Annotated in this window: 11 protein-coding genes; 3 read left to right on the forward strand and 8 right to left on the reverse strand. The window is 72.5% G+C overall.

The features are described from left to right. Window positions 1-55: 55 nt before the first annotated feature. From WMF43_RS43485 to WMF43_RS43520, 8 genes are all read right to left on the reverse strand, one after another. On the reverse strand, window positions 56-2,941 hold the full coding sequence (locus WMF43_RS43485) for a PAS domain S-box protein (RefSeq protein ID WP_437674111.1): 2,886 nt from the start codon (window positions 2,939-2,941) through the stop codon (window positions 56-58). A 95-nt stretch (window positions 2,942-3,036) separates the two neighbouring features. Beyond that, on the reverse strand, window positions 3,037-3,708 hold the full coding sequence (locus WMF43_RS43490) for a hypothetical protein (RefSeq protein WP_437674113.1): 672 nt from the start codon (window positions 3,706-3,708) through the stop codon (window positions 3,037-3,039). Continuing rightward, window positions 3,659-4,342 (reverse strand): ParA family partition ATPase, encoded by a 684-nt coding sequence (parA, locus tag WMF43_RS43495; protein WP_437674115.1) that lies wholly within the window; start codon window positions 4,340-4,342, stop codon window positions 3,659-3,661. The genes WMF43_RS43490 and parA overlap by 50 nt, the downstream gene beginning before the upstream one ends. Before the next feature lie 292 nt (window positions 4,343-4,634). Further along, on the reverse strand, window positions 4,635-6,836 hold the full coding sequence (locus WMF43_RS43500) for a hypothetical protein (protein ID WP_437674117.1): 2,202 nt from the start codon (window positions 6,834-6,836) through the stop codon (window positions 4,635-4,637). 679 nt (window positions 6,837-7,515) lie between these two features. Next, window positions 7,516-8,049, reverse strand: coding sequence for a hypothetical protein (locus WMF43_RS43505; RefSeq protein WP_437674119.1), 534 nt, complete (start codon window positions 8,047-8,049; stop codon window positions 7,516-7,518). 17 nt (window positions 8,050-8,066) lie between these two features. Beyond that, the gene (locus WMF43_RS43510; RefSeq protein WP_437674120.1) at window positions 8,067-8,654 is read right to left on the reverse strand and encodes an SMI1/KNR4 family protein; all 588 of its coding nucleotides are present in this window, start codon (window positions 8,652-8,654) and stop codon (window positions 8,067-8,069) included. 10 nt (window positions 8,655-8,664) lie between these two features. Further along, a complete protein-coding gene (locus WMF43_RS43515; RefSeq protein WP_437674122.1) occupies window positions 8,665-12,297 on the reverse strand; it encodes an RHS repeat domain-containing protein in 3,633 nt (1,210 codons plus the stop codon). Next, window positions 12,270-15,221: an FG-GAP-like repeat-containing protein gene (locus WMF43_RS43520; RefSeq protein ID WP_437674124.1), complete on the reverse strand. Its 2,952-nt coding sequence runs from the start codon at window positions 15,219-15,221 to the stop codon at window positions 12,270-12,272. The genes WMF43_RS43515 and WMF43_RS43520 overlap by 28 nt, the downstream gene beginning before the upstream one ends. Here WMF43_RS43520 and WMF43_RS43525 point away from each other — a divergent pair. The 3 genes from WMF43_RS43525 (at window position 15,193) to WMF43_RS43535 (ending at window position 21,284) form a co-directional block, all read left to right on the forward strand. Further along, window positions 15,193-15,483 (forward strand): hypothetical protein, encoded by a 291-nt coding sequence (locus WMF43_RS43525; RefSeq protein ID WP_437674126.1) that lies wholly within the window; start codon window positions 15,193-15,195, stop codon window positions 15,481-15,483. The genes WMF43_RS43520 and WMF43_RS43525 overlap by 29 nt on opposite strands. Window positions 15,484-16,017: 534 nt before the next feature. Further along, window positions 16,018-20,100: a hypothetical protein gene (locus WMF43_RS43530; RefSeq protein ID WP_437674128.1), complete on the forward strand. Its 4,083-nt coding sequence runs from the start codon at window positions 16,018-16,020 to the stop codon at window positions 20,098-20,100. 50 nt (window positions 20,101-20,150) lie between these two features. Next, window positions 20,151-21,284, forward strand: a complete 1,134-nt coding sequence (locus WMF43_RS43535) for a UDP-N-acetylmuramate dehydrogenase (protein WP_437674130.1) — start codon at window positions 20,151-20,153, stop codon at window positions 21,282-21,284. The last annotated feature ends 97 nt before the right edge of the window (window positions 21,285-21,381 follow it).

Consider the following 21,381-nt stretch of genomic DNA (forward strand, 5'->3'; position numbering starts at 1 on the left):
GAGGCTGTCCGCCTTCCGCCCACTCTGGCGCCGGGGCACTGCCGAGACCGGCGCGTCAGCGCTCGCTCGGGTCGCGCTTCGGCCAGGTGAAATGGAACGTCGCGCCCTCGCCGGGGGCCGATCGGACCCAGGCGCGGCCCCCGCGGCTCTCGACGATCTTCTTCACCACCGACAGGCCGATTCCCGTCCCCTCCACCTTATCGCGCGCCTGCAGCGTCAGGAAGAGATTCCAGATGCGATCGTGGTACTCCGGGGCGATCCCCGGGCCGTTGTCCTCGACGAAGAACTCGTGCAGCGCGCCCGCGTCGCGGTGGCCCACGCGCACGCGGGCGTCGCCGCGCTGCGCGTGCTTCAGCGCGTTGCTGATGAGGTTCAGGAACACCTGCTGGAGCGGGACCCGCTCGGTCCGCAGCACCGGCATGCCCGGCTCGACGTCGACCGTCGCGTCGGGCCCCGGCGCGATCAGCTCGAGCACGTCCGCGAGCACCTGGCCGACGTCGACCGGCGCCACCTCGTGGCGCACCCGCCCCGCGCGGCTGTAATCGAGGATCCCGTCGATCAGCGCCTCCATCCGGCGCACGCGGCCGCGCAAGAGGTTCATCTGCTCGCGCGACTCGCCCGCGAGCGCCTCGCCGAGGTCCTCCTCGATCCACTGCGACAGGTTCGCGATGCCGCGCAGCGGCGCCTTCAGGTCGTGGCTCGCCACGTACGCGAACTGATCGAGCTCCTTGTTGCTGCGCTCGAGCGCGGCGATCAGCCGCTCGCGCTCCGCCTCGGCGCGCTTCTGCTCGGTGATGTCGCGGAGCTCGATCACCGTGGCCACCGGGACGCCGCCGTCGAGGATGGGGCTCGCGGTGAACGCGACCTCGTAGAACGAGCCGTCCTTCCGGACGAAGACGTCCTCTCCCCGCGTCTGGCTCTTCTCCGGCAGCGCCCGGTCGATGGGGCACTCCTCGATGGGATAGGGGCTGCCGTCCGGCCGCGTGTGGTGCACGATCTCGTGCAGGGGCCGATCCGTCGCCTTCACCTCGTCGAAGGTGAAGCCGGTGATCGCCTGGGCCGCCGGGTTCATGAACGTGCAGCGCTGGCGCGCGTCCATCATGAGCAGGCCGAGCGTCGCGTTCTCGGTGATGGTGCGCATGAGCTCGTTCTGCACCCGGAGCGCCTCCTCGGCGCGCCGGATATCGCTCACGTCGACGTTGCAGCCGACCCACTCGCGGATCGTGCCGTCGTCGTCGACCAGGGGGACGCCGCGCGCGACGGTGTGGGCCCACGAGCCGTCGCGCCGGCGCAGCCGGTACTCCACGTGGTAGCGGCCCCGCGACGCGACCGCGCCCCGCCACGCCGCCTCGGCGCGGGGGACGTCGTCCGGGTGGACCGCGTCGAGCCACCCGTAGCCCTTCCACTCGTCGTAGCTCTGCCCGGTGAAGTCGCGCCACAAGGGCGAGTCTTCCACCACCTGGCCCTCGGCCGTCGTCTGCCAGACCACCACCGCGGTCGCCTCCACCATCGAGCGGAAGCGCTTCTCGGCGGCGAGGGCCTGCTCCCGCAGCCGCGCGTTCTCGATCGCCACGCTGGCGAGGTGCGCGAGCTGCACGAGGATCGCCTCGTCGTCGGCCGTGAACTCGCCCTCGTACCGGTCCGAGAGCTGGAGCAGCCCGAGGTTCCTGCCGTCGCGGCCGCTGAGCGGCACGGCGAGCCAGCCGCGCATCGGCGGGTGGCGGTCCCGCTCCTCGCCGAAGCCGCGCCACGCCGGGTGCGCCTCGAGCTCGGCCTGGGTCATGCGGAACGGCCGGTTCAACGCGCAGACCTGCGTGTAGATGCCGCGCCCGTCCGGGCTCCCCTCGTAGGTGCGGTAGGCGGCGTACTTGTCCGAGAGGCTCACCGCGTTGATCGCCTGCGCCCAGTTCTGGTCGTCGGTCATGCTGATGACGGCCTGGTGCGCCCCGATGAGCGCGCGCGCCCGCTCGGTGATCTCCGCGAGCGTCCGCTCGACCGACGGCGCCGAGTTCACGGCGAGCGACGCCTCGGCGAGGCCCTTGAGCAGCTCGCTGCGGCGCTGCTCCTCGCGCAGGGCGCGCACCCGGTCCGTCGCGTCGACGCCGACCACGACGCCGGCCACGATCTTCCCCGACACGTCGCGGATGGGCGCGGCGCTGTACTCGATCACGGCGCGCGTGCCGTCGCCGCGCAGCATCTCCACCGGCTCGGACTGGACGAGCTCGCCGCGGGCCACGGCGCGCGCGAGCGGCCACTCGTGCGGGGCGTAGGGGCGGCCGTCCGGGTGGAAGCCCTGGTACGCCGTGTACTCCTCGATGCTCGACGACGCGACGAAGGACTGCCGCAGCTGCTCGACCACCTGGGTGTTGCCCATCACGATCCGCCCCGAGGGCGCCTCCGCGATGAACACCGCGTGGGGCATCTGCCGGATGATCTGCTCCAGCTTGCGGCGCTCGTGCTCGAGCTCGTCCGCCAGCTGCTCGCTCCTGCGCCGCGCCAGCACCTGATCGGTCACCTCGACCGCGAAGAGCACGACGCTCTCGGGCCCGCCGGCCGCGGCCGGCATGGGCTGCAGCGTCACGTTGAAGTACCCCTCGGCGAGCCCGCCCTCGCCGCGATCAAGCAGGATCAGGAGCTCGCGCGCGGCGGCGGGCCGGCCCGACGCGTGGACCTGCTCGAGCAGCTGAAACACCTGCGATCCCGCGAGCTCCTGGGCGCAGTCGAGCAGGCGTTTGCCCACGACGGGCCGCTCGCCGAGCAGGCGGTGGGCGAGCCGGTTTGTGAAATCGATGACGAAATCGCGCCCGCGGAACATCGCGATCGCGGTGGGCGCTTCCAGGAAGACCGCGTGGAGGGCGCGGCCGGCCTCCGATGCGATCTGCGCTTCCTGATCGCTACGCCCCTGGGGGGTCGTCCCGCCGTGAGGAAAGTGCTGGGTCATCGCTGGTCCTGGCGCTCAGCGGCCGCTGCGGCGCTGACGTCCCGAGCACCATGGCGCAGCGAAACCCGACTTGGCAACCGGGCTCCGCGCGCCCGTCAGCTCGCCAGGGGCCGCTGTCGCCACAGCGCCATGAGCGCCCGGCCGACCTGGAATGCCCGGCGGATCCGCCCCTTCGGGCCCGCGTCTGCCGCGCGGAACGGCTCCGCGCGGAACGGCTCCGCGCGGTAGCTCGGGCCTGCGGGGCCCCCGTCGCGCGCGGCGCTCTCGACGCCCGCGGCCGGGGCCGCCGACACCGACGCCGGGCCGAGGCGTCGGTCGAGGTGGACCTGCACCGCCTCGCCGACCAGGTTGCTCATGTCCCGGTCGTGCTCGATGCAGTGGAGCAGCAAGCGGTCGGCGAGCGGGTCCGGCAGGTAGATCGTGACCGCGCGCCGCGAGCGGCCGTCGGCGCCGACGATCGGCGGCAGGACGGCCGGCGGCTCCGAGGTGGTGGCGAGCGGCTGCGGCGGGACCGCCGCGCTCGCCGCCGCGGCCGGCGCCGCCTCGGGCTGCGCCGACTCGGCCTGCGCGGCCTCGGGCTGCGCCGCCGGCGCCTGCCCGAGCGCCGCTCCGGCCGGCTTCTCGTCGTGCGCCCGGACCTCGGCGACGGCCTTCGGCTTCACGCCGCCGGCCGCCGGCTTCTCGTCGTTGCCGCCCGCGACGAACGCGTCGACCTTCTCAGGCGACGGCGGCTTTCTCAGCGAGACCGCGACTTGCTTTTTGCCCATGGTGGATGTCCTCCAGCTCCTCGAAAAGGTGGGTGATCTCTCTGGCCGCGGCGTCCCGCGGCGCGTAGCCCGTCACCCCTTGCCCGCAGGCGAGGGACTCCTGATAGGCAATGCGGTAACCGAGCTCGGTGGAGAGCACCGGCAGCCCCGACGTCTCGAGCACCGCGCGCGCCGATTTCCCGAGCGCCGTGCGGCCTTGTTTGCGCGTGATGAGGATGCAGCCCTTGAGCGAGCCCCGCAGCGCGGAGGCCTCCCGGAACACCTCCATCGCGGCGGTCAGCGCCCAGGCGTCCGCGGCCGTGGGGCCGCAGGGATAGACCGCGACGTCGGCGACCATCAGCGCCGACCGCGCGATCTCGCCGTGTCGTGGGGGGCAGTCGATGACCGTGAGATCGTAGGCTGCGGCGAGCTCGGGCAGCTGCCCCGGCTTGTGCATCGAGGCGCCCATGGCCAGGACGGTCGGGGTCTCGTACCCCGCCTCGGAGGCCACGTCACCCCACGTACGGACGGTCCCCTGGGGATCGGCGTCCACGAGCAGCACCCGCCGGCCCTTCGCCAGCGCGGCCACGGCGAGGTTCACCGCCGTGGTGCTCTTGCCGATCCCACCCTTCTGTCCGGTGAGCGCGATGATCATGATAGGCCCCCTACCAGAGCGCGCGCGGCGCGGTCCAGTTTGTTGCAGGCGTGCAGCCGGGGCACAATCGCTGAGCTTGCCTGGCGGCGCCGGCGGCCAGCGCACTACGGTCCGGCGGCCGGCGCGTAGGGTCGGCCGCGGCGCGATGGACCGCGCGCGCGGCCGAGCGACGATCACGTTGTTGGAGGCGCAGGGGACAACCGCTGTTGGAGGCGATAGCGGCTGTTGGAGACAAGCGCCGTCGTGAAGACGACAGCCGTCGTCGGGGGCGGGTGCGGCGGAGGGCGACGGCTCAGTTCGACCGGGTCGGCGCGTACCTGTAGAAGTTCTGCGCCCACTCGATGGTCCAGATCGTGGGCTCCACGTACACGTTCTTGTCCGTGCCCAGGATCATCTCTCTCTTGATCTTCGACACCGCCGCCAGGTAGACGCGGCGGTCGTCCTCCATGCGCGGCCGCATCACGGTCGACGGCGGGTACAGCTCCTTGACCTGCGCCACGACCTCCGGATCGTCGATCCAGCTGTCGACCCCGTGCTCCCCCTTCGGGAGCGGGCCCTCGTTGTCCAGCCAGTCGCGCAGGTCGTTGCTCCCGCGGTTCATGCCGTCCGCGTGGCAGCCGATGCACGCGCTGCCGGTGTTCAGGCGGCGGTCCGTGCTGGCGAAGCCGATCCGGCTCGTGATCACGGCGTCCGCGTCGTTCCGGGTGATGCGCGGATCGCGGACGATGTTGACGAAGGCGTCGACGCGGCGCTGGTTGAAGCCGCCCCACAGCGAGTAGCCCTGCAGGCCGTTCGGCAGATCCCAGATGACCTCCTCCGCCGACTGCTGCAGCCCCTCGGTCCCGGTGTAGTAGCGGCAGTTCAGGAACTGCGAGCCGCCGTAGTTCGGCTGCCCGTCGCACCCCGCCGGCTCCGAGTTGAACGGCTGCGCCAGGGTCGCGACGAAGCTCAGGGAGGCCGCGGTCACGCCGCCGCCGGTCCCGGCGATGAACTTCGGGATCGGGTGCGCCCAGAAGGGGAACCGGATCTGGCCCTGCTCGTACGCCTGCTCGATCGTCTGCACGTTGCCTTCGAGCTGCCCGGTGAAGACGTCCCACGTCTTCCAGTAGAACCCGCCGCTCTTCGTCCGCGCCCGCCAGTACATGCGGGAGTCGATCGTGATGGCCTGCTTCGTGACCATGTACTCGTACGACTTCATCCCCTCGTCCTTGATGACGCCGAGCTCGTCCTCGAGGTCCTGGGCGTACCAGGGGATCGCCATGATGGCGTTGTACACGTCGGGGCGGGTCACCGTGTAGACGAGCTGGCTCGCCTCGATGTAGCCGTCCGCGTCCTTGAAGCCGTCGGTGTACGGCGGCAGCACCTCGCTGTCCGTGGCGCCCTCCACGTTGCCGGCCCGGATGCGGCCCCAGACGAGCTTCGCGAAGCTCGGGTCCTCCTCGACCTCGGCCTTGTACCGGTACTTCTCCCGCGTGGTGACGTCGGAGCCGACCCGCTCGCCCAGGTAGTTGACGCTGGTCCTCCCGAAGAAGACGTCGTCGTCCGACCCGCCGAAGTGGAGCTTCGTGACGCCCTTGTTGTAGCCCCAGTAGTTGCGGGTATCGAAGCGGTAGACGATGCCCTTGTTCTCGCTGACGTCGACCGGGTTGACGATCACGGGAGCCCAGCGCGCGGTCGAGTTCAGGGCCTTGGAGAGCCCCACGCGGGCCACGTTGAGCTCCTCCGCGGTGGCGCCCTTGTTGTGGATCTCGTGCAGCGAGGTGTACTTGATGAACTCCGCGTCGGCCGCGGCGACGGTGGCCTTGTCCGCCTGGATCCACCGCTTGACCTGATCCACGGTGATGGTCTCGCCGGCCGGGATGGGGCGCGGGGTCTCCGGGAGGGTCGGCGCGACGGCGGCGGCCCACGCCTCGACGGCGGCGAGCATCTGCGCGTTCGCGTCCTTGCAGTCCCGCCCGAAGCAGTTGTGGCGGTCGATGCCCATGCGCACCACGAGCTTGGAGTCCACCGGCTTCCTGAAGTTCACGCGCGTGAGCGCGTACTCGTGCGCCAGCTCGGGGTTGAGGTCGGCGTGGATGGGCGCCTGGGCGTCGGTCGACGTGCTGTGGCAGCCCGAGCAGTTGTCGAGCAGGAGCGGATAGACCGTCTCCTGGAAGGCCTTCAGGGAGACCGCCCGGTCGAAGCTGCCGGGCGGGAGACAGACGGCCTCGACGTTGAAGCCACCCTTGCCGTCCGGGAGCTCGTTGAAGCCGCGCTCACACGCCGCCGCCGGGGTGCCGGGTTCGCCGCCGCCGGTGGGGTTCGTGCCGGGGCCGCCGCCGGTGGGGTTCGTGCCGTTGCCGTTGCCGTTGCCGTTGCCGCTGCCGTTGCCGTTGCCGTTGCCGCTGCCGGGGTTCGTGCCGTCGTCGCCCCAGGGGAGCGAGCCGCCTCCGAGGTCGCCGACACACCCCGTGGCAAAACAGCCGACGGACGCGGCCGCCAGAGTGAGGGCCACCGAACAAGCTATGTTTCGCATCGAACGCACCTCTCCGCGAGTGAGATCGCTATTCCGGGTTGCTGGATCACGCCGTCGCCCCCGGACGCCCTCCCTGGCTGGCGGCCGCGTCGAGGACGATCGTTCGTCAGGATGCTCGCAGGGGCGTGCTGATCGTGGACCGCTGCGCTCGGCGCGCCCCGGCTCGGGGTACGTCGTTCAGCACGCGCTCTGGACGGACAAGCTCTTCAGGAAGGAGACTGCCGGGAAACGCTCCGGTGTGGGGCGACGGTACGGAGCGCCGGCATCGAGTAAGTATCCCCGGGTCGGGACTGTTTGATCATCAATTCATGCGCTCGAGCGAATGGCGTTACGCTTTCTGAAACCCAGGGTTCACGGGGATTTCCATGCACCCTGTTCCATTGCGGTGCAGATGGCAGGAGCTCGGCGCAGACGGTCTTCGGTTCCAGGTGGAGTGCAGAAAAGCAGCGGCGCGGCGAGCGGGGCAGCGTCGCCGGAGTGCGTCGTGCGAGCTGCCGTGTCCGGCGGGATCTCCGCGCGCAGCGCTCCGGCCGGGTCCGGCGGCGACGCAGGATTGAGGAATACGTTGGAGCTCCAATTTCCGGTTCGTGGGGGGTCGGCGCTCCGACGTCGAGCTGCCGCGGGCGCCCGGGGCGGCGATGCCGGTCGCCACCTCGCGTCAACGACGGCGCGGCGGGCGACCCGGAAGCCGGCGGAGAGCTCCTTCATCGTCGTTGCGGGGAGTTCCTTCATCTTCATGAGGAGGGACGAGCTGCTCGAGTCCCTGCCCTCCGGGCTCGCGCGGGCCGCGCGCGGGCTGCGCTGCCGCCCCGGAGATCGCGTTTGCCCCCAGGATCCCCGGCCCGTAAGGAACGGCGGTCGGGCGCCGTTGCGCGGCTGCGCCTGCGCGCGGGCGCCAGGAGACGGAGACGCCGAGCGTGACCATCCGGCCTCGCAGCCCCAGGACCGCCGGCCGTTGCTCCGTGGACCCGCCGCTCTGGCCGCTCTGGGTGAGGACGCTCTTCAGCCGCTGCGTGTCCGCGTAGTAACTCCGCTCGGAGACGATGCCGTTGCCGAACGCCTCCTCGCGGAAGCGGCCCGCGTAGTCCACGTCGGTCAGGCGCCAGTAGGCCAAGCGGGTCGCGCTGTCTGGCTCCCCGAACGGCCGGTAGTCTCGCTGCAGAACACTGACGTCAGCGACACCTTCATCCATGCGATAAGCTGCTCAGACTAGATGCGCTTGTACGGAACACCGATGGCGCTAGCCGGCGCTCTTGCCACGATCAACTGTTTTGTGAATGGATTGGTTATCATTCGCTCTTGAAACACGAACATCTTGCCGAATAGACTCTGTCCGTTAAGCCAGTCAACTAGCCAGGCATGCAAACTCCAGGGTGTTTCGGTAAGGCCGCTCGCGTCCAGCGTAAGCACGCTCCCTGTCTCCTCGTCGATGCAAGACCAGATCGAATCCCCCCAGTCGCACAAGGCGACGACGTTGTCTGGTAGGCCGGCCTTCTCCGGACCGCTCCACAAGACATGCCGAAGCTCGACGATGGACTGGCCATCATCATCCAAACGTCCGCCTGGAAGACCAATGAGGCCATCGCCAGGACCGAAGCCACCATTGCCGACGTCTGTTAGCAAACGCTTGTGCAGGGGATGTAGCGGGAAGCCAAGAACAGACTCAGTCTGGGCTACGACGTGTGGCGAGGCTGGCGCAGCTAACTCAGGACAAGCCCGATCTGCATAGTCCGTTCGCAGCATCGGATTCTTAGCTCGCTGTTGTAAGGCATGAATTAGCTCGTCTTGGTTCATCATGGTGCTGACCTCAGAACTGGTACGTGTACTTCCCGACTGTGGCTCCCAGGCCACGGAGGAAATCAGCGCATCCTCCCGGACCACTGCAGATGATGGTAGATGTGGCTCCCCTTGTCGGGGTTAATCCCAGCTCTCCCGCACCAGCGATCACCGTCTTCTCTGCGTGAAAGCCCGGCATCGGCGGCGCGGGAACCAGCCCTAGCCTACGTGCCTCTGCAATCTGGGCAGCAGACAGATCACTGGCTCCTCCTGCAACGAGTGTCCGTCCTTCTGCGGTCTCTAGAACCGTAACCGTCCTGTTGAAATTCATTGGTGCCCGTTCGACGGCCGCGATTTGCTGCGCCAGCGCGCGCGTCGCCGCTGGTCCCCTCGCGGCCCCCGCCGCGATCGCCGACTCCTCCACCGCCGCGAGGCCCCTCCCCGCGCCGAAGACGGTGGCAGCCGCGAGGAACAGCGTCTTCGTTCCCGCCGCGCCCGCCGCCCGGTAATCCTCCCGGCCGATCGCGAGCGCCGTATCCGCGCCGCCCCGCCCGATGTGGTAGAGCGGGTTCACGGCGTTCACGGCGCCGAAGAGCCCGTCCTCCTCGAAGCCGCTCCACATCGCGTCGGCGAACTCGTAGCCGCTGTAGATCCCGAGCGTCAGCGCGTTGAGCACGAGCAGCCGCCCGATGCCCACCCCGACGTCGCGCGTGCCCTCCGCGACGCCCAGCATGCCCTGGCCAACGAGGGTGGCCACGCCGCCCGCGCCCGCGTGCTCCGGCGCGGTGGTCATCGGCTGCGGCATGTGCCCGGACGAGGTGCCGGTCGTGCCCACGTCGACGGGCGCCGCTGTCGCGCCGACCTCCGCGGCCTCGCGCGAGCCTTCTATCGATGAGCTTTCGGCCCGGTGATAAAATGGATGGCTGCATTCGATCCCCCAGCATCCGGACCCCTGAATCCTCTGCACCTCGGGATCCTTGTGGTATTCGGGATCGATTGGCGGCCTCTCATACTCCGCCTGGAACCCGCTCGGGTCGACGTAGCTGAGCGGGCTGTTGCGCACGTAGCTGTACGGATTCCAGCTCTGACCCGACAGCGGCGCTTGCACGAGCGGATCGGTCGTCAAGAACCGCCCGATCCTGGGATCGTAGACTCGGCCCTTCATGTTGACGAGCCCGAGCTCGTCATCGCCCTCGTGCCCCGTGAACCCCCGCGTCGTCGTGCTTTCGAACGACGCCGGCGGCGGCCGTCCCCACACCGGGTCTCTCCGCTGCCCGAACGGGTCGTAGCTCCGTCGCTCGACCACGGCGCCGTCTTCATCGGTGAGCACGTCGACCGAGCCGAGGTGGTCGATGTGCACGTACCGCGTGCCCGGCGCCTCTCCGCCGCGGGTCACGATCGCCACCACCCGCTCCGGCGAGTGGACGTGGTACCGGTGCTCGACCCTCCCCGTCGCCGCGTCGGTGACGCGCTCGTACAGGTCGCCGAAGTAAATCGTCTCCTCGTCCGGCGTGGTCTTGCGGATCCGCTGCTGGTCGCCGTCGTAGGCGAACGTCACGGTGCTGACGCCCTCCGTGATCCTCTCCGGCAGATCGAAGGGCGTGTAGCGCACGGTCGCGCCGCCCGGACGCGCGATCTGGTTGCCTACAGCGTCGTAGCTGAAGCTGCTCGTGGCCGTGCCTGCGCCCGTGACGGCGTGCGGGTGCGGCGGGTCGTCGTAGAGCAGCTCGCCGACGTCCGACTTGAAGGTGAGGTTGCCGTCCGGCGCGTAGTCGTAGCTGAGCTCGCACGGCGCCGACGCGCTCTCGGTGGCGCTGAAGTACGCGCACGTCAGCCGCTCGAGCGCGTCGTATCGGAAGCGCTCGTGCCGGTGCTGCGGCTGGCGCGCGTCGGTGCGCCGGGTGAGGTGCAGCCGGTCGTCGTAGCCGTAGTCCAGGTCCTGCACCGCTTCCGCGCCGCTCTGGCCGCGCTGGGTGAGCACGCTCTTGAGCCGCTGCTTGTCCGCGTAGTAGCTCCGCTCGGTGACGACGCCGTTGCCGAACGCCTCCTCGCGGAAGCGGCCCGCGTCGTCGACGTCGGTCAGGCGCCAGTAGGCCGAGCGGGTCGCGCTGTCGCGTACGGCGACCACGTGCCCGTGCGCATCGTGGTCGTGCGCCACAACGAACGGTGCCGCGCCGGCCGGCGCGGGGTATGCAATGGTCTCGACACGGCCGAAATCGTCGTAGTCGAGCCTGCCCTTCAGCGCCGCGCGCTCCCCGTCGATGCGGAGCGTCGCCGTCTCGAGCTTGCCCACCTCGGTGTATGTGTACGTCTTCTGCCCGTCATGGCTCGCGAGCATCTCGAGCTTGCCGATGCCGTGCGCCGCCGTGTCCCAGGCCCACGTGGTCGTCCTTCGTTCGGCGCCGTGCTCGTCGAGGCGCGACCGGGTGCGCCCGAGCGCGTCGTATTCGAACGTCGTCACCCGACCGAGCGCGTCAGCGCTTGTGATGACCTCCCCGAATCCATCGTTGGTGACGACCGCGGTGCCCCGATCCGGATCGTCGCGCCGCCGGACGCGGCCGAACGCGTCGTGCACCGTGGTCGTGACCGCGCCGCCCGGATCGGTGACCGTGGTGAGCACCCCGAATGGACCGTAGTCATACCGCGTGACGCCCCTCGCCGCGTCGGTGACAGCCACCGTTCGTCCCAGCGGGTCCTTCTCGACCACGGTCACATGATCCAGCTCATCGGTCACCCGGACCCGCAGCGCCTCGTACTCGGTCTCCACCACCGCCTTCCACGGCGTCGTGTGCCGCACCTCCCGGCCGACCGCGTCGTGCTCGTAGGCATCATAGAGCATGTCGCGCTCCGGCGTCCCTTCCCGCACCGGCACCGAGCGCCGCGCGATGTGCTCGCCGCGCGCGTCGTAGGCGATCTCCTGCATCAGCCGCGGCGGCGCCTCCCGGGCGCCCTCCGCGGAAGGCCCGTGCCACCACCACCGGATCGGCCTTCCCCGGCTGTCCACCTCGACCTCGTCGTCGGCGCCCCCGGCGGTCGTGGTCCGCTGGGTCAAGCGCCACGCATCTCCCGCCGGCCCGCCGTCCTTGGTGCGCGACAGCGCCACCGTCGTCTGCGTGCCGTCCGGCCGCATCTCCAGCCCGAGCCGGCCGAATCCGTCGTGCCTCCACTCGGTCACCAGCCCGTTCGGATCCTCGCGCCTGACGAGCACCCCGAGATCCGGATCGTACTCCACGCGCGTGGTGTGGCCGGCAGGGTTCACGTGCTTCTCCGGGAACATCCCCTCGGCGTCGTACTCCGTGCTCCACGACCGGTGGTGCCCGAACGCGTCTTCCGCCGTCACGCCCGTGATGTTCCCGAACGCGTCCCGCGCGTACACGATGTCGAGCTTCGTGTCCGCGATGCCCTCGTCGCTGTCGATCGACTCCGTCTCGACCTCTCCGTGGTCCGTCGTCGTCCGCACCAGCGTGCGGCACTGCGAGCGCCCCGCCGCGGCGCTGCACTCCCTCTCGGTCTGGAGCTGCCCGAGCACCCACCGCCCGGTGTCGTTCTTGTACGTCCGCGTGACCTCCAGCGTCAGGTCGACCCCGCGGGAGGAGACCTCCTCGCCGCGCACGTTGCCGAACGCATCGAAGTCCGTCACCGTCGCGACCGAGTCGCGCAACATCGTCGCGCCGTGCTCGCCGCCGCCGCGCTCGACCTGCTCGACGTACGCTCGGGCGTGGGCGCCTCACCGCTCTCCGGCGGATAGGCCCCTTGCGCCCTCCGCAGCCGGCGCTCGGTCGCGAGCGTGAAAAACGTCGCCCCCTCGCTCGTCGGCACCAGCTCCCGCTTCACATCGAGGAACGACATCTCGATCTGGTCCGGCCTGGGCTGGCCCGGCAGCCCCGGGGCCCAGCGCCATTCTTGCTTCACCTGCCCCGCGAACGGAAAGACCTGGAGCTCTTCATCGAACGTCACGTTGTCGTAGCGCTCGGCCGCCGCCACCCCGGTCTCCATCTCGACGACCACACGCTCTCCGAACCCGAGAAACCCTCGCCCGAGCCGGTGGTAGCGCCCGTCGCGGTACCGCACCTCGAACCGCCGCGGCCGGTCGGCGCCGTTGTTGACGGCGTAACCGCTCACGACCCGCCTCGGCCCCACCGCGCAGCGGCGCGGATAGTCGCACCCGTTCGCCGCGTCGCCCCGCGCCACGTAGAGCAAACTCTCCCGCTCCGGATCTCCCGCATCCAGGTCGTCCGTGACCGACACATCCGTGAGGTGCCCGTAAGAAATACTCACGTTCGGCACGAACCCCGCCTCACCCGGCTCGTGCGTGTTCATCCCGTCCGAGACCGCGACGAGCAGATCCTGATCGGCCGCGAGGTTCTGAAATACCTTGAATACGCTGCCGTCCACCAGCACCACGTCCTGCGCGCCGTCGCCGTTCAGGTCGCCGACGCGCGGCCCGTACGGATCCGCGAGCGGAGGCGCGTAGCTGCCGGCCATCGCCTGGAGCGGCAGCTTCGGGTCGACCAGCGCGAACGTCGGCCCCTCGCGCGCGCCCGTCGCCTCCAAGATGGCCCAGGAGGGCAGGTCGAGCGATGAGCCCGGCAGGATGCCCGGCAGCACCGGCATGAGCAGATCTTGTCTGCCGTCGCCGTTGTAGTCGAGGGGCGTCGCGCGCCCGAAGTACGTGTCCAGATCGAAGAGGACCGGGCCGAGGCTGTCGACCCGCTCCGCGTCGAAGGTCCCTCCCGTATTCAAAATAGTGCGCAGCCGGTGGTGGCTGAAGCCCGATTGCACCGCGTCCGGCAGGCCGTCCCCGTTCACGTCGAGGAACACCGTGCGACCGGAGCCGACCTGAGGGAGCCTCGTGTTGAACACCTCCCACGTCCCGTCGTGCCGCCGGGTGACCGCGGCATAGGTCGAGTCGGGGAGGATCGTGTTGTCGCTGAACGTCAGCACCGTCGCCGCGACGAGATCGACTTTGGTGTCGGCGTTGACGTCCAGGGTCTGGATCTCCATCTCGCAGGGGAACCCGTTGAGCGGTTCGAGCGACTCTCCTCTCCGGTCGAAGCCCGCGGGCTCCCCGTCGCGCGCCGGCCTCCAGAGATGCGCTGTCCACGTCGCCTCCAGCGGATTCAGCGTCAGCTCGCGGGCGTGATCGTCGCATTGGATCATGTCGGGCGCGCCGTCGCCGTCCACGTCGGCGAGGTGCATCGCGCCCTCGGGGAGACTGAGCCCCGGCGGCATGGGGCGGAGCCCGAGCGGGAACGGACGGCGAATGCCGGTGTCGTGGACCTCGAACGTCCGGTCCGGCCGGGCCATCAGCACGCGCCAGGTGGTGCTCGTGTCGTGGACGTCATGGAGCAAGACGTCCATCCGGCCATCCTGGTCATAGTCGATGGCCGTGCCGAGCTCCGGCCTGATCAGCGTCGGATCGGCGGACCCGACCGGATCGGCGACCACCGGCCAGTCCTCGAAGAGCGCCAACGTCGCGGGCGCGAGCTCGGCCTCCGCGCCGGTCGGCCCGCGGCTCTGCGCCACGATCCAGCTCGTCACGGGGTTCCCGGGCGTGCTGAGGCCGGCGATGGTGTCCGGCACCACGAGGTCGTCGCGCCCGTCGCCGTCGATGTCGAACAGCATCGGGCTCGCCTTCGTCGAGGTCGGCTCCGGGACGCCGGTCGCGATCTCCTTGAACCCCGTCTCGCCGCGGCTGTACTGGAAGCGCGTGGGCGGCTTGCAGACGCCGTCGCCCGCGCACTCCTCGACCTCGGTGAGCAGCGCCCGCCTCGTCGTCGGGCTCTTCTCGTACGTGAACCCATAACGCCGCACGAGCGCATCGCCCGCGCCGAGCATCTGGATTTCCTCGAGGCGCAGCGACCGCTGGAGCGCCATGCCGCCCGCGTACTGCGTGCGAACCTCCTCCGGCTCCTTCGTCGCGTACACGAACCGCACCGCCCGCGACGGCCCGAGCGCCGGCTCTCCCTCGAAGCTCGTGTACCGGATCTCGTCAACCGCGACCTCCGCCGTGAAGCCCTCCTCGGCCTCCGCGACGCAGTAATCGTAGGTCATGGCGTTCCCGCGGCCGTCGCGTGCCCTGGTCGCGAGCCACGCCCGCGGGACGCCGCCGAGCGCGAGCGGCCGGCTCGACTCGCTGCTCCCGTACTCGACGATGAGCCCGGACGGCAATCTCGCCTCGAAGAAGAGCGCCGCCGCGGGCGCGTCCCCTTCCGCGGCGTAATGTCCGACCACCCTGACCATCGTGTCGGGGAATGTCCTGTACTCGACGGTCCCCGGCGCTCGCCCCACCGCGACGAGGCGCCTGTCGTCGACGCAGAGCGCGTCGTCGCCGTCGAACCTCACCGCGCGGATCTCGCCGCCATCTTGCGCGCGGTTCTTCGGGCACGGGGTGACGCTGGACAGTCCGGCGATGGAGAATCCCAGCCCGAGCACCCCCTCGCCGGCGGCACCGTCGTACCGGAGCGCGAGCCGCGGCTCCACGCCCGCGCGCCCGCGCACGGCGCTCAACGGCATGACGACCGCAGCCTCTCCCGAGCTCGCGACCGAGAGGGTCGCCATGGTGACGCCCGCGGCGACGGTCTTCACCGCCGGCGTCCTGCCGGCGTTCGCCGGGTCGCGCGGCTCGCGCGTCCGGCAAGCGATGATGCCGTCAGAACGGACCGGCGGGATCTCGGACGCGCACGTACATCCGGCTTGCGCGAGCACGCAGCTTAAGAACATGAAGAGCGGAATCAACGCCCGCACGACGCTTCGCGCAACCGGCTTCATCGCGTCCTCCCTCGCGCACAGCAGCGCATGGCTCGGCAATACACGCCAAGCGCAGGCCGGCCGCGAGGAAGCACGGTGAATGCCGCTCTTCGGGCATGGTGAGCCTCCGGGAGCAGGACGACGAGGCTGGCGCAGGAGGATCTGCGGGACGGGCCCGGATCGAGGCGAAGCGGCGTAAGTCCGCGCCGTGTCCTTGATTTTTCGGAGTCGTATCCGCCCTCGTCACGGTCGCCTGCGCCGCCGCCTGCGTCGCATTCGCCCTCGTCACGGTCGCCTGCGCCGCCGTCAGCGTCGCATCCGCCCTCGTCACGGTCGCCTGCGTCGCCGCCTGCGTCGTATCCGCCCTCGTCAGGGTCGCCTGCGCCGCCAGCGGAGTCGCCCGCGCCGCCCTCAGCGTCGCGCGCATCGTTGCCCCGGCCGGGTCATCCGGCGGCAGGCTCGTCTGCAGACCAGGCTCGGCACCTCAGGCTGAAAGGCAGCCGCCCTCCGGGGTCGGCTGCCCCACGCCGCCCCCCGAAGATCACGTTTGCACCCGCAATCCCCGGCCCGTAAGGAACGGCGGTCAGGCGCCGCCGCGCGGGCGCGCGGGAGCCAGGAGACGGAGACGCCGATCGTGACCACCCAGCCTCGCAGCCCCAGGACCACCGGCCGTCGCTCCGTCAGCCCTCACGCCCCTCGCCGCGCCGCCCTGGCGCTCGCCGCGGCGCTCGCCGGCCCCGCGGGCGCCGCGTGTGTCCCGCCCTCGCCCGCGGCGGCCCCGACCGAGGCCGCCGCCTCGCCGCTCGTCGCCTCGTTCGCCGCGGCGCTGGACGCCGAGATCGCGAGCTCGGCCTCGGCCGCGCCCTACCTCGACGCCCTCGAGCGCGCCGTCGCCGAGCCGCGCGCCGAGGGCGCGCTCGCGGCCGTGATCGCCTCGACCGACGCGCTCGTCCTCGGCGCCGGCGGCGACGCGCCCGCGATCGCCTTCCGCGCGCGCGACGCGCTCCCCGAGGTCACCCGCAGGCTCCAGCGCGCCTGGGCGTTCGCGGACGTCGACGGCCGCGGCGCGCCGGCCATGCCGTTCGCGCGCGGCGTCATCGCGGGCGCGCTCCACCGCATCGCCCTCCACGTCGGCGACGAGGCCGCGGCGGCCACGTGGGGGGCGCGCCGCGGCTGCGCGGGCGAGGCCGCCGTCGTCGGCCCGCTCGAGTGGACGGCCCTCCGCGGCCTCGCCGGGCCGTCGCCCGTGAGCTCCGCGCCGGGCGCGCCGCTCGCCCGCTCCTACCCCGGCGTCGCGCCGTTCGCGAAGAGCACCTCGCCCGTCGCGGTGCGCGCGGACGCGTGCGCGATCGACGTCGACGCGGTGAGCGCCCTCCAGGGGACGCGCGCCGTGGTGGTCGACCTCCACAACCCGGTCGCCCAGCGGGTGAGCCTCGCGCTCGTCTCGCCGTCCGCGGCCGTGCTCGAGGTCGGCGGCGTGCCCGCGATCCGGCGCGGCTACGAGGCCGGCGGCGCGCCCGTCCTCCGGCTCGCGACCGTCGAGGCAGAGGCAGGCGCGCTGCGCGTCGTCGTCCGCGTCGCGCAGAAGGGCGACGGCGGCGCCATCGAGCTCAGCGCCTACGGCGAGAACGGCCTGCCGCTCCGCGCCCGCGCGCCCCGCCCGGGCGACGCCGCGGCCGCGGCCGCGGCGCGGCCGGCCCCGGTCGAGCTCACCTTCGCGGCCGCGGGCGCCCGCCGCGAGCCGGACCTCGCGCTCGCGGCCGCCGCGCTGCTCGCGGCCGGCGACGCGCGCGCGGCCGAGCGGCTCCTCGACCCGACCGGCCAGGGCCCCGGCGCCGCCGCGGCCAGCGCGCCGACCGGCCAGGGCCCCGGCGCCGCCGCGGCCGGCGCGCGAGACGGGCGCGGCGGGCGCGACGGGAACAACACCCCGCCCTCGCCGCGGCTCGATCTGCTCTACGCGCGGGCCATCCGCCGCGTCGACGATCTGCCCGACACCAAGATCATCGAGCGCGCCCGCGCCGCGACGGAGCGCGTGCTCGCGGCGCGGCCGGCGTCGTGGGAGGCGCGGCGCCACCGGGCGGAGCTCGCCGAGCGCCGCGCCGGCGCGGGCGAGGGGCTCATGGACGCCCTCCGGGAGCTCGGCCTAGAGGTCGCGCCCCCGGGGCGCGCCGGCCTGAGCGCGCCCGCGGTGCCGGACGCCGACCGGATGGTCCTCGCGGCGCTCGCGGTGACGGCGCACCGCGCCCGCGTCACCGACGTCGCCGAGGCCGCGTACACGAAGCTCGCCGCGGCGGCGCCGGGCTCGGCGCTGCTCGCCGACGTGGACGACGCCCTCCACGGCCGCGCCGGCCCCGACGCCGTGAAGGCCGCCTGCGGCGGCGGGCTCGATCGCTCGAGCGCCGCCTGCCTGCTCGCCCTCCAGGGCACGGGCGACCACGCCGCGGCGCTCGCCGAGATCGGCCGGCTCCGCCGGCTCCGCCGCGCGCCGGGCGCCCTGCGCGGCGTGGAGCTCGCCGAGCGCGTCGCGCAGGGCGATCTGCGCGGCGCGCTCGCGGTCTACGACGCGATGGCGCCCGGCGAGCGGGTGATGCTCGAGGCGCTCGGCCTCGCCGCGGGCCGCGGCAACACCCGCGCGGCCCGGGGTCGGCTGGCCCGCGACCGCGCGGTCGCGCGCGACACCCCGGCCGGCATCGCGCCGATCTCCCGCGCGCTCGAGCTCACGCCGGACCCGGCGCCGGCGCTCGAGGCGGCGGGGCGCAAGCTCGTGCTGGAGGACCAGGCGAAGGCGTTCCTCCCCGGCGCCGCCATCGCGGTGCTCCGCCACGTCGAGCGGTTCTCGATCCTGCCCGACGGGCTCGTGTACTACGTGACCTACGACCTGCGCCGCGTCTCCGGCACGACGGACGTGGCGCAGGGGGCGGTCGCCTACGGCCCGCTCATCGAGGGGCGCGGCATGCCGCGGCTCCTGCGCCGCCGCATCCACAAGCGCGACGGCCGCATCCTCGCGCCCGACGCGGCGTCGAACGCGGCGCAGGAGCACAGCGACCTCTCGCAGCTCGAGCAGGGCGACTACGTCGAGCAGGTCACCGAGGGCTACGTGCTGCCGGGCGACAGCGGGCAGCTCGTGCTCGACACGTGGGACCTCCTGCCCGAGCGCACGAGCGTCCGCGAGGCCGAGATCGAGGTGCGCCGCCCGACGTCGCTCCCGCTCGCGATCTGGTCGCACCCGCTGCTCGGCGCCGCGGAGCAGCGCGCCGAGGGCGCGTCCACGGTGAGCGTCTGGCGGCTCAAGGACCAGCCGCCGCGGCGCATGGAGGACGGCGTGCCCCGGGTGGAGATGGGCGTGGGCGTCAGCCTGGGCACGCAGACGTGGGCCCACGTGGCGGCGGCGATCGACGAGAACATCCGCGCGCTGGAGGACCGCGACCCGTACATGACGCGCTGGGCGAAGGCGGCGGCGGGCGGCGAGGCGGCGCCGGGGCCGGCGCTGCTCGAGCGGGTGGTCGGGGCCGCGGGCAAGGCGGTGAAGATCGCCGGCGGCGCCGAGCTCTCGGATCTGGCGGCGCTGCTCGGCGGCGGGCCGCAGCGCACGACGGCGCGCACGATGATCGAGCTCGGCCAGGGCAGCCGCTCGTGGGTGATCTACCGCGCGCTGCGCGAGCTCGGCGTCCGGGCCGACCTCGCCATCGCCGAGACCGAGCCGTTCAGCTCGTCGGCGGATTTCCCGCCGCACGCGGGGCGCTTCCGCCACCCGCTCGTGATCGCGCGGCTCCCCGGGGGCGACGTGTGGATCGACGCCGACGTCGAGGGCCCGCCGCTGCCGCCCGGGCGCATCAGCCCCGAGCTCCGCGGCCGCGCGGCGATGCTGCCGAGCGGCGAGCTGGTCACGGTGGCGGGCGCGAGCGGCGAGACGGGCGACGAGGTCGACCTCCGGCTCGTGGTGGACGCGGAGGGCAACGCCTCGGGAACATTGACGATTTTGCTACACGGCCGGGCGGCGCAGTCGCTGTCGGAGGCGTTCGAGACGGTGGTCGGGACGGCGCGGCGCGAGATGCTCCGCGGCGTGGTGCTCGGGTGGCTCCCGTGGGCCGACGTGGAGGACGTGGTCGTCTCGTCGACGGAGGGCTCGTGGGAGGTCGCGCTGCGCGCGGCCGTGACCATCCACGGCTTCGCGCGGCCGGAGGGCAAGGACGCGGCGGCGTGGACGCTGCCGGGGCTGGAGCCGGTGCACCTCGTCTTCCCGCGGTCGTTCACGGGCACGCTCGGCGCGACGTACGCGTCGCGGGGCGCGCGGAAGAGCGCGCTCGCGATCGAGACGGCGCTGCAGTACCACGTGCGCCGCAGGATCGAGCTGCCGGCAGGCTCCACGGTCGCGCGCGCGCCCGAGGGCGTACGCGTGGAGCACGCGGGGCTCGAGGCGTCGCGCAAGGGGAGCTACGGCGCGGTGATCGAGGAAGACTTCGCGCTGAGCCTGCCGACGGGGACGGTGGCGGCCGGCGAGTACAAGGCGTTCGTGGAGCGGGTCCAGGCGGTCGACAGCGGCTTCATGGCGGGCATCCGGGTGGCCCGGCCGGCCGGGGCGGCGGCCAAGCCGGGGCCGGCCGGGGCGGCAGCCAAGCCGGGGCCGGCCGGGGCGGCAGCCAAGCCGGGGGCGACGGGGGCCGCGGCCAAGCCGGGGCCCGGCGGCGGGGCGGAGAAGACGGAGAAGAAGCCCTGAGCCTCGAGATCCACGAGTCGGTCCCGCTGGCCCCGCTCACCACGCTCGGCGTGGGCGGGCCGGCGCGCTTCTTCGCCGAGGCCGCGGACGAGTCCGCCGTAGTCGAGGCGTTCCGCTTCGCCGAGGCGCGGGGCGTGCCGCTGTTCGTGCTGGGCGGCGGATCGAACCTGCTCGTCGCGGACCGCGGCGTCGACGCGCTGGTGCTGCGCGTGCGCGTGCGCGGGATCGAGGCCGACCTCGCGGGAGCGCAGCCGGGGGCTCAAGGCCGCGAGGCCGCGCAGGGTGACGGCGGCGCGCATCGCCGCGTGCTCGTGCGCGCGGGCGCGGGCGAGCGGTGGGACGACCTCGTCGCGCGCGCGGTGGACGAGGGGTGGGCGGGCGTCGAGTGCCTGTCGGGCATCCCCGGCGACGTCGGCGCGACGCCGATCCAGAACGTCGGCGCGTACGGCCAGGAGGTCGCGGAGACGATCGCCGAGGTCCGGGCGATCGACCGCGCGACGGGGGCCACGGCGATCATCGCCGGCGCGGACTGCGGCTTCGGGTACCGCGACAGCCGGTTCAAGCGCGCGTGGCGCGGCCGGTTCGTGATCACGGGCGTGACGTTCGCGCTCTGCCCGGGCGGGGCGGCGACGGTGCGTTACCCCGAGCTCGCGCGGGCGCTCGGGGCGCGCGCGGGCGGGGCTGCGCCGCCGCTCGGCGAGGTGCGCAGCACGGTGATCGCGCTCCGGCGCGGCAAGTCGATGGTGCTCGATCCGGACGACGAGAACGGCCGGAGCGCGGGCTCGTTCTTCATGAACCCGACGCTCGGGGCCGGCGCCGCGGCGGCAGCCGTCGCGCGCATCGCGGCGGCGGGCGTGCTCGCGCCCGGCGAGGTGATCCCGCAGTACCCAGCCGAGGGCGGGCGGGTGAAGCTCTCCGCGGCCTGGCTGATCGAGCGCGCCGGCTTCGCCAAGGGGACGCGCCACGGCGCCGCGGGCATCTCCACGCGCCACACGCTCGCCCTCGTGAACCGCGGCGGCGCCACCGCGGCCGAGCTGATCGAGCTCGCGCGGCGCGTGCGGCGCGGCGTGCTGGAGCGGTTCGGGGTGGCGCTCTCGCCGGAGCCGGACCTCATCGGCTTCGAGCCCGGCGAGACAGGCGATCTCGCCGGCGACGGACACGCGGCGAACAGCGACGGACCGTGACGCGCACGTCCGTCGCGCCGCGACGCGCGCGTCCGTCGCGCGCGATCAGGCCGCGGCGGCGAGCCTTGCGGAGCGCCGCCCCCTGCGCTTTGATGGC

Origin of the sequence: Sorangium sp. So ce131 (assembly GCF_051519095.1) — a bacterium.
GTDB lineage: Bacteria > Myxococcota_A > Polyangia > Polyangiales > Polyangiaceae > Sorangium.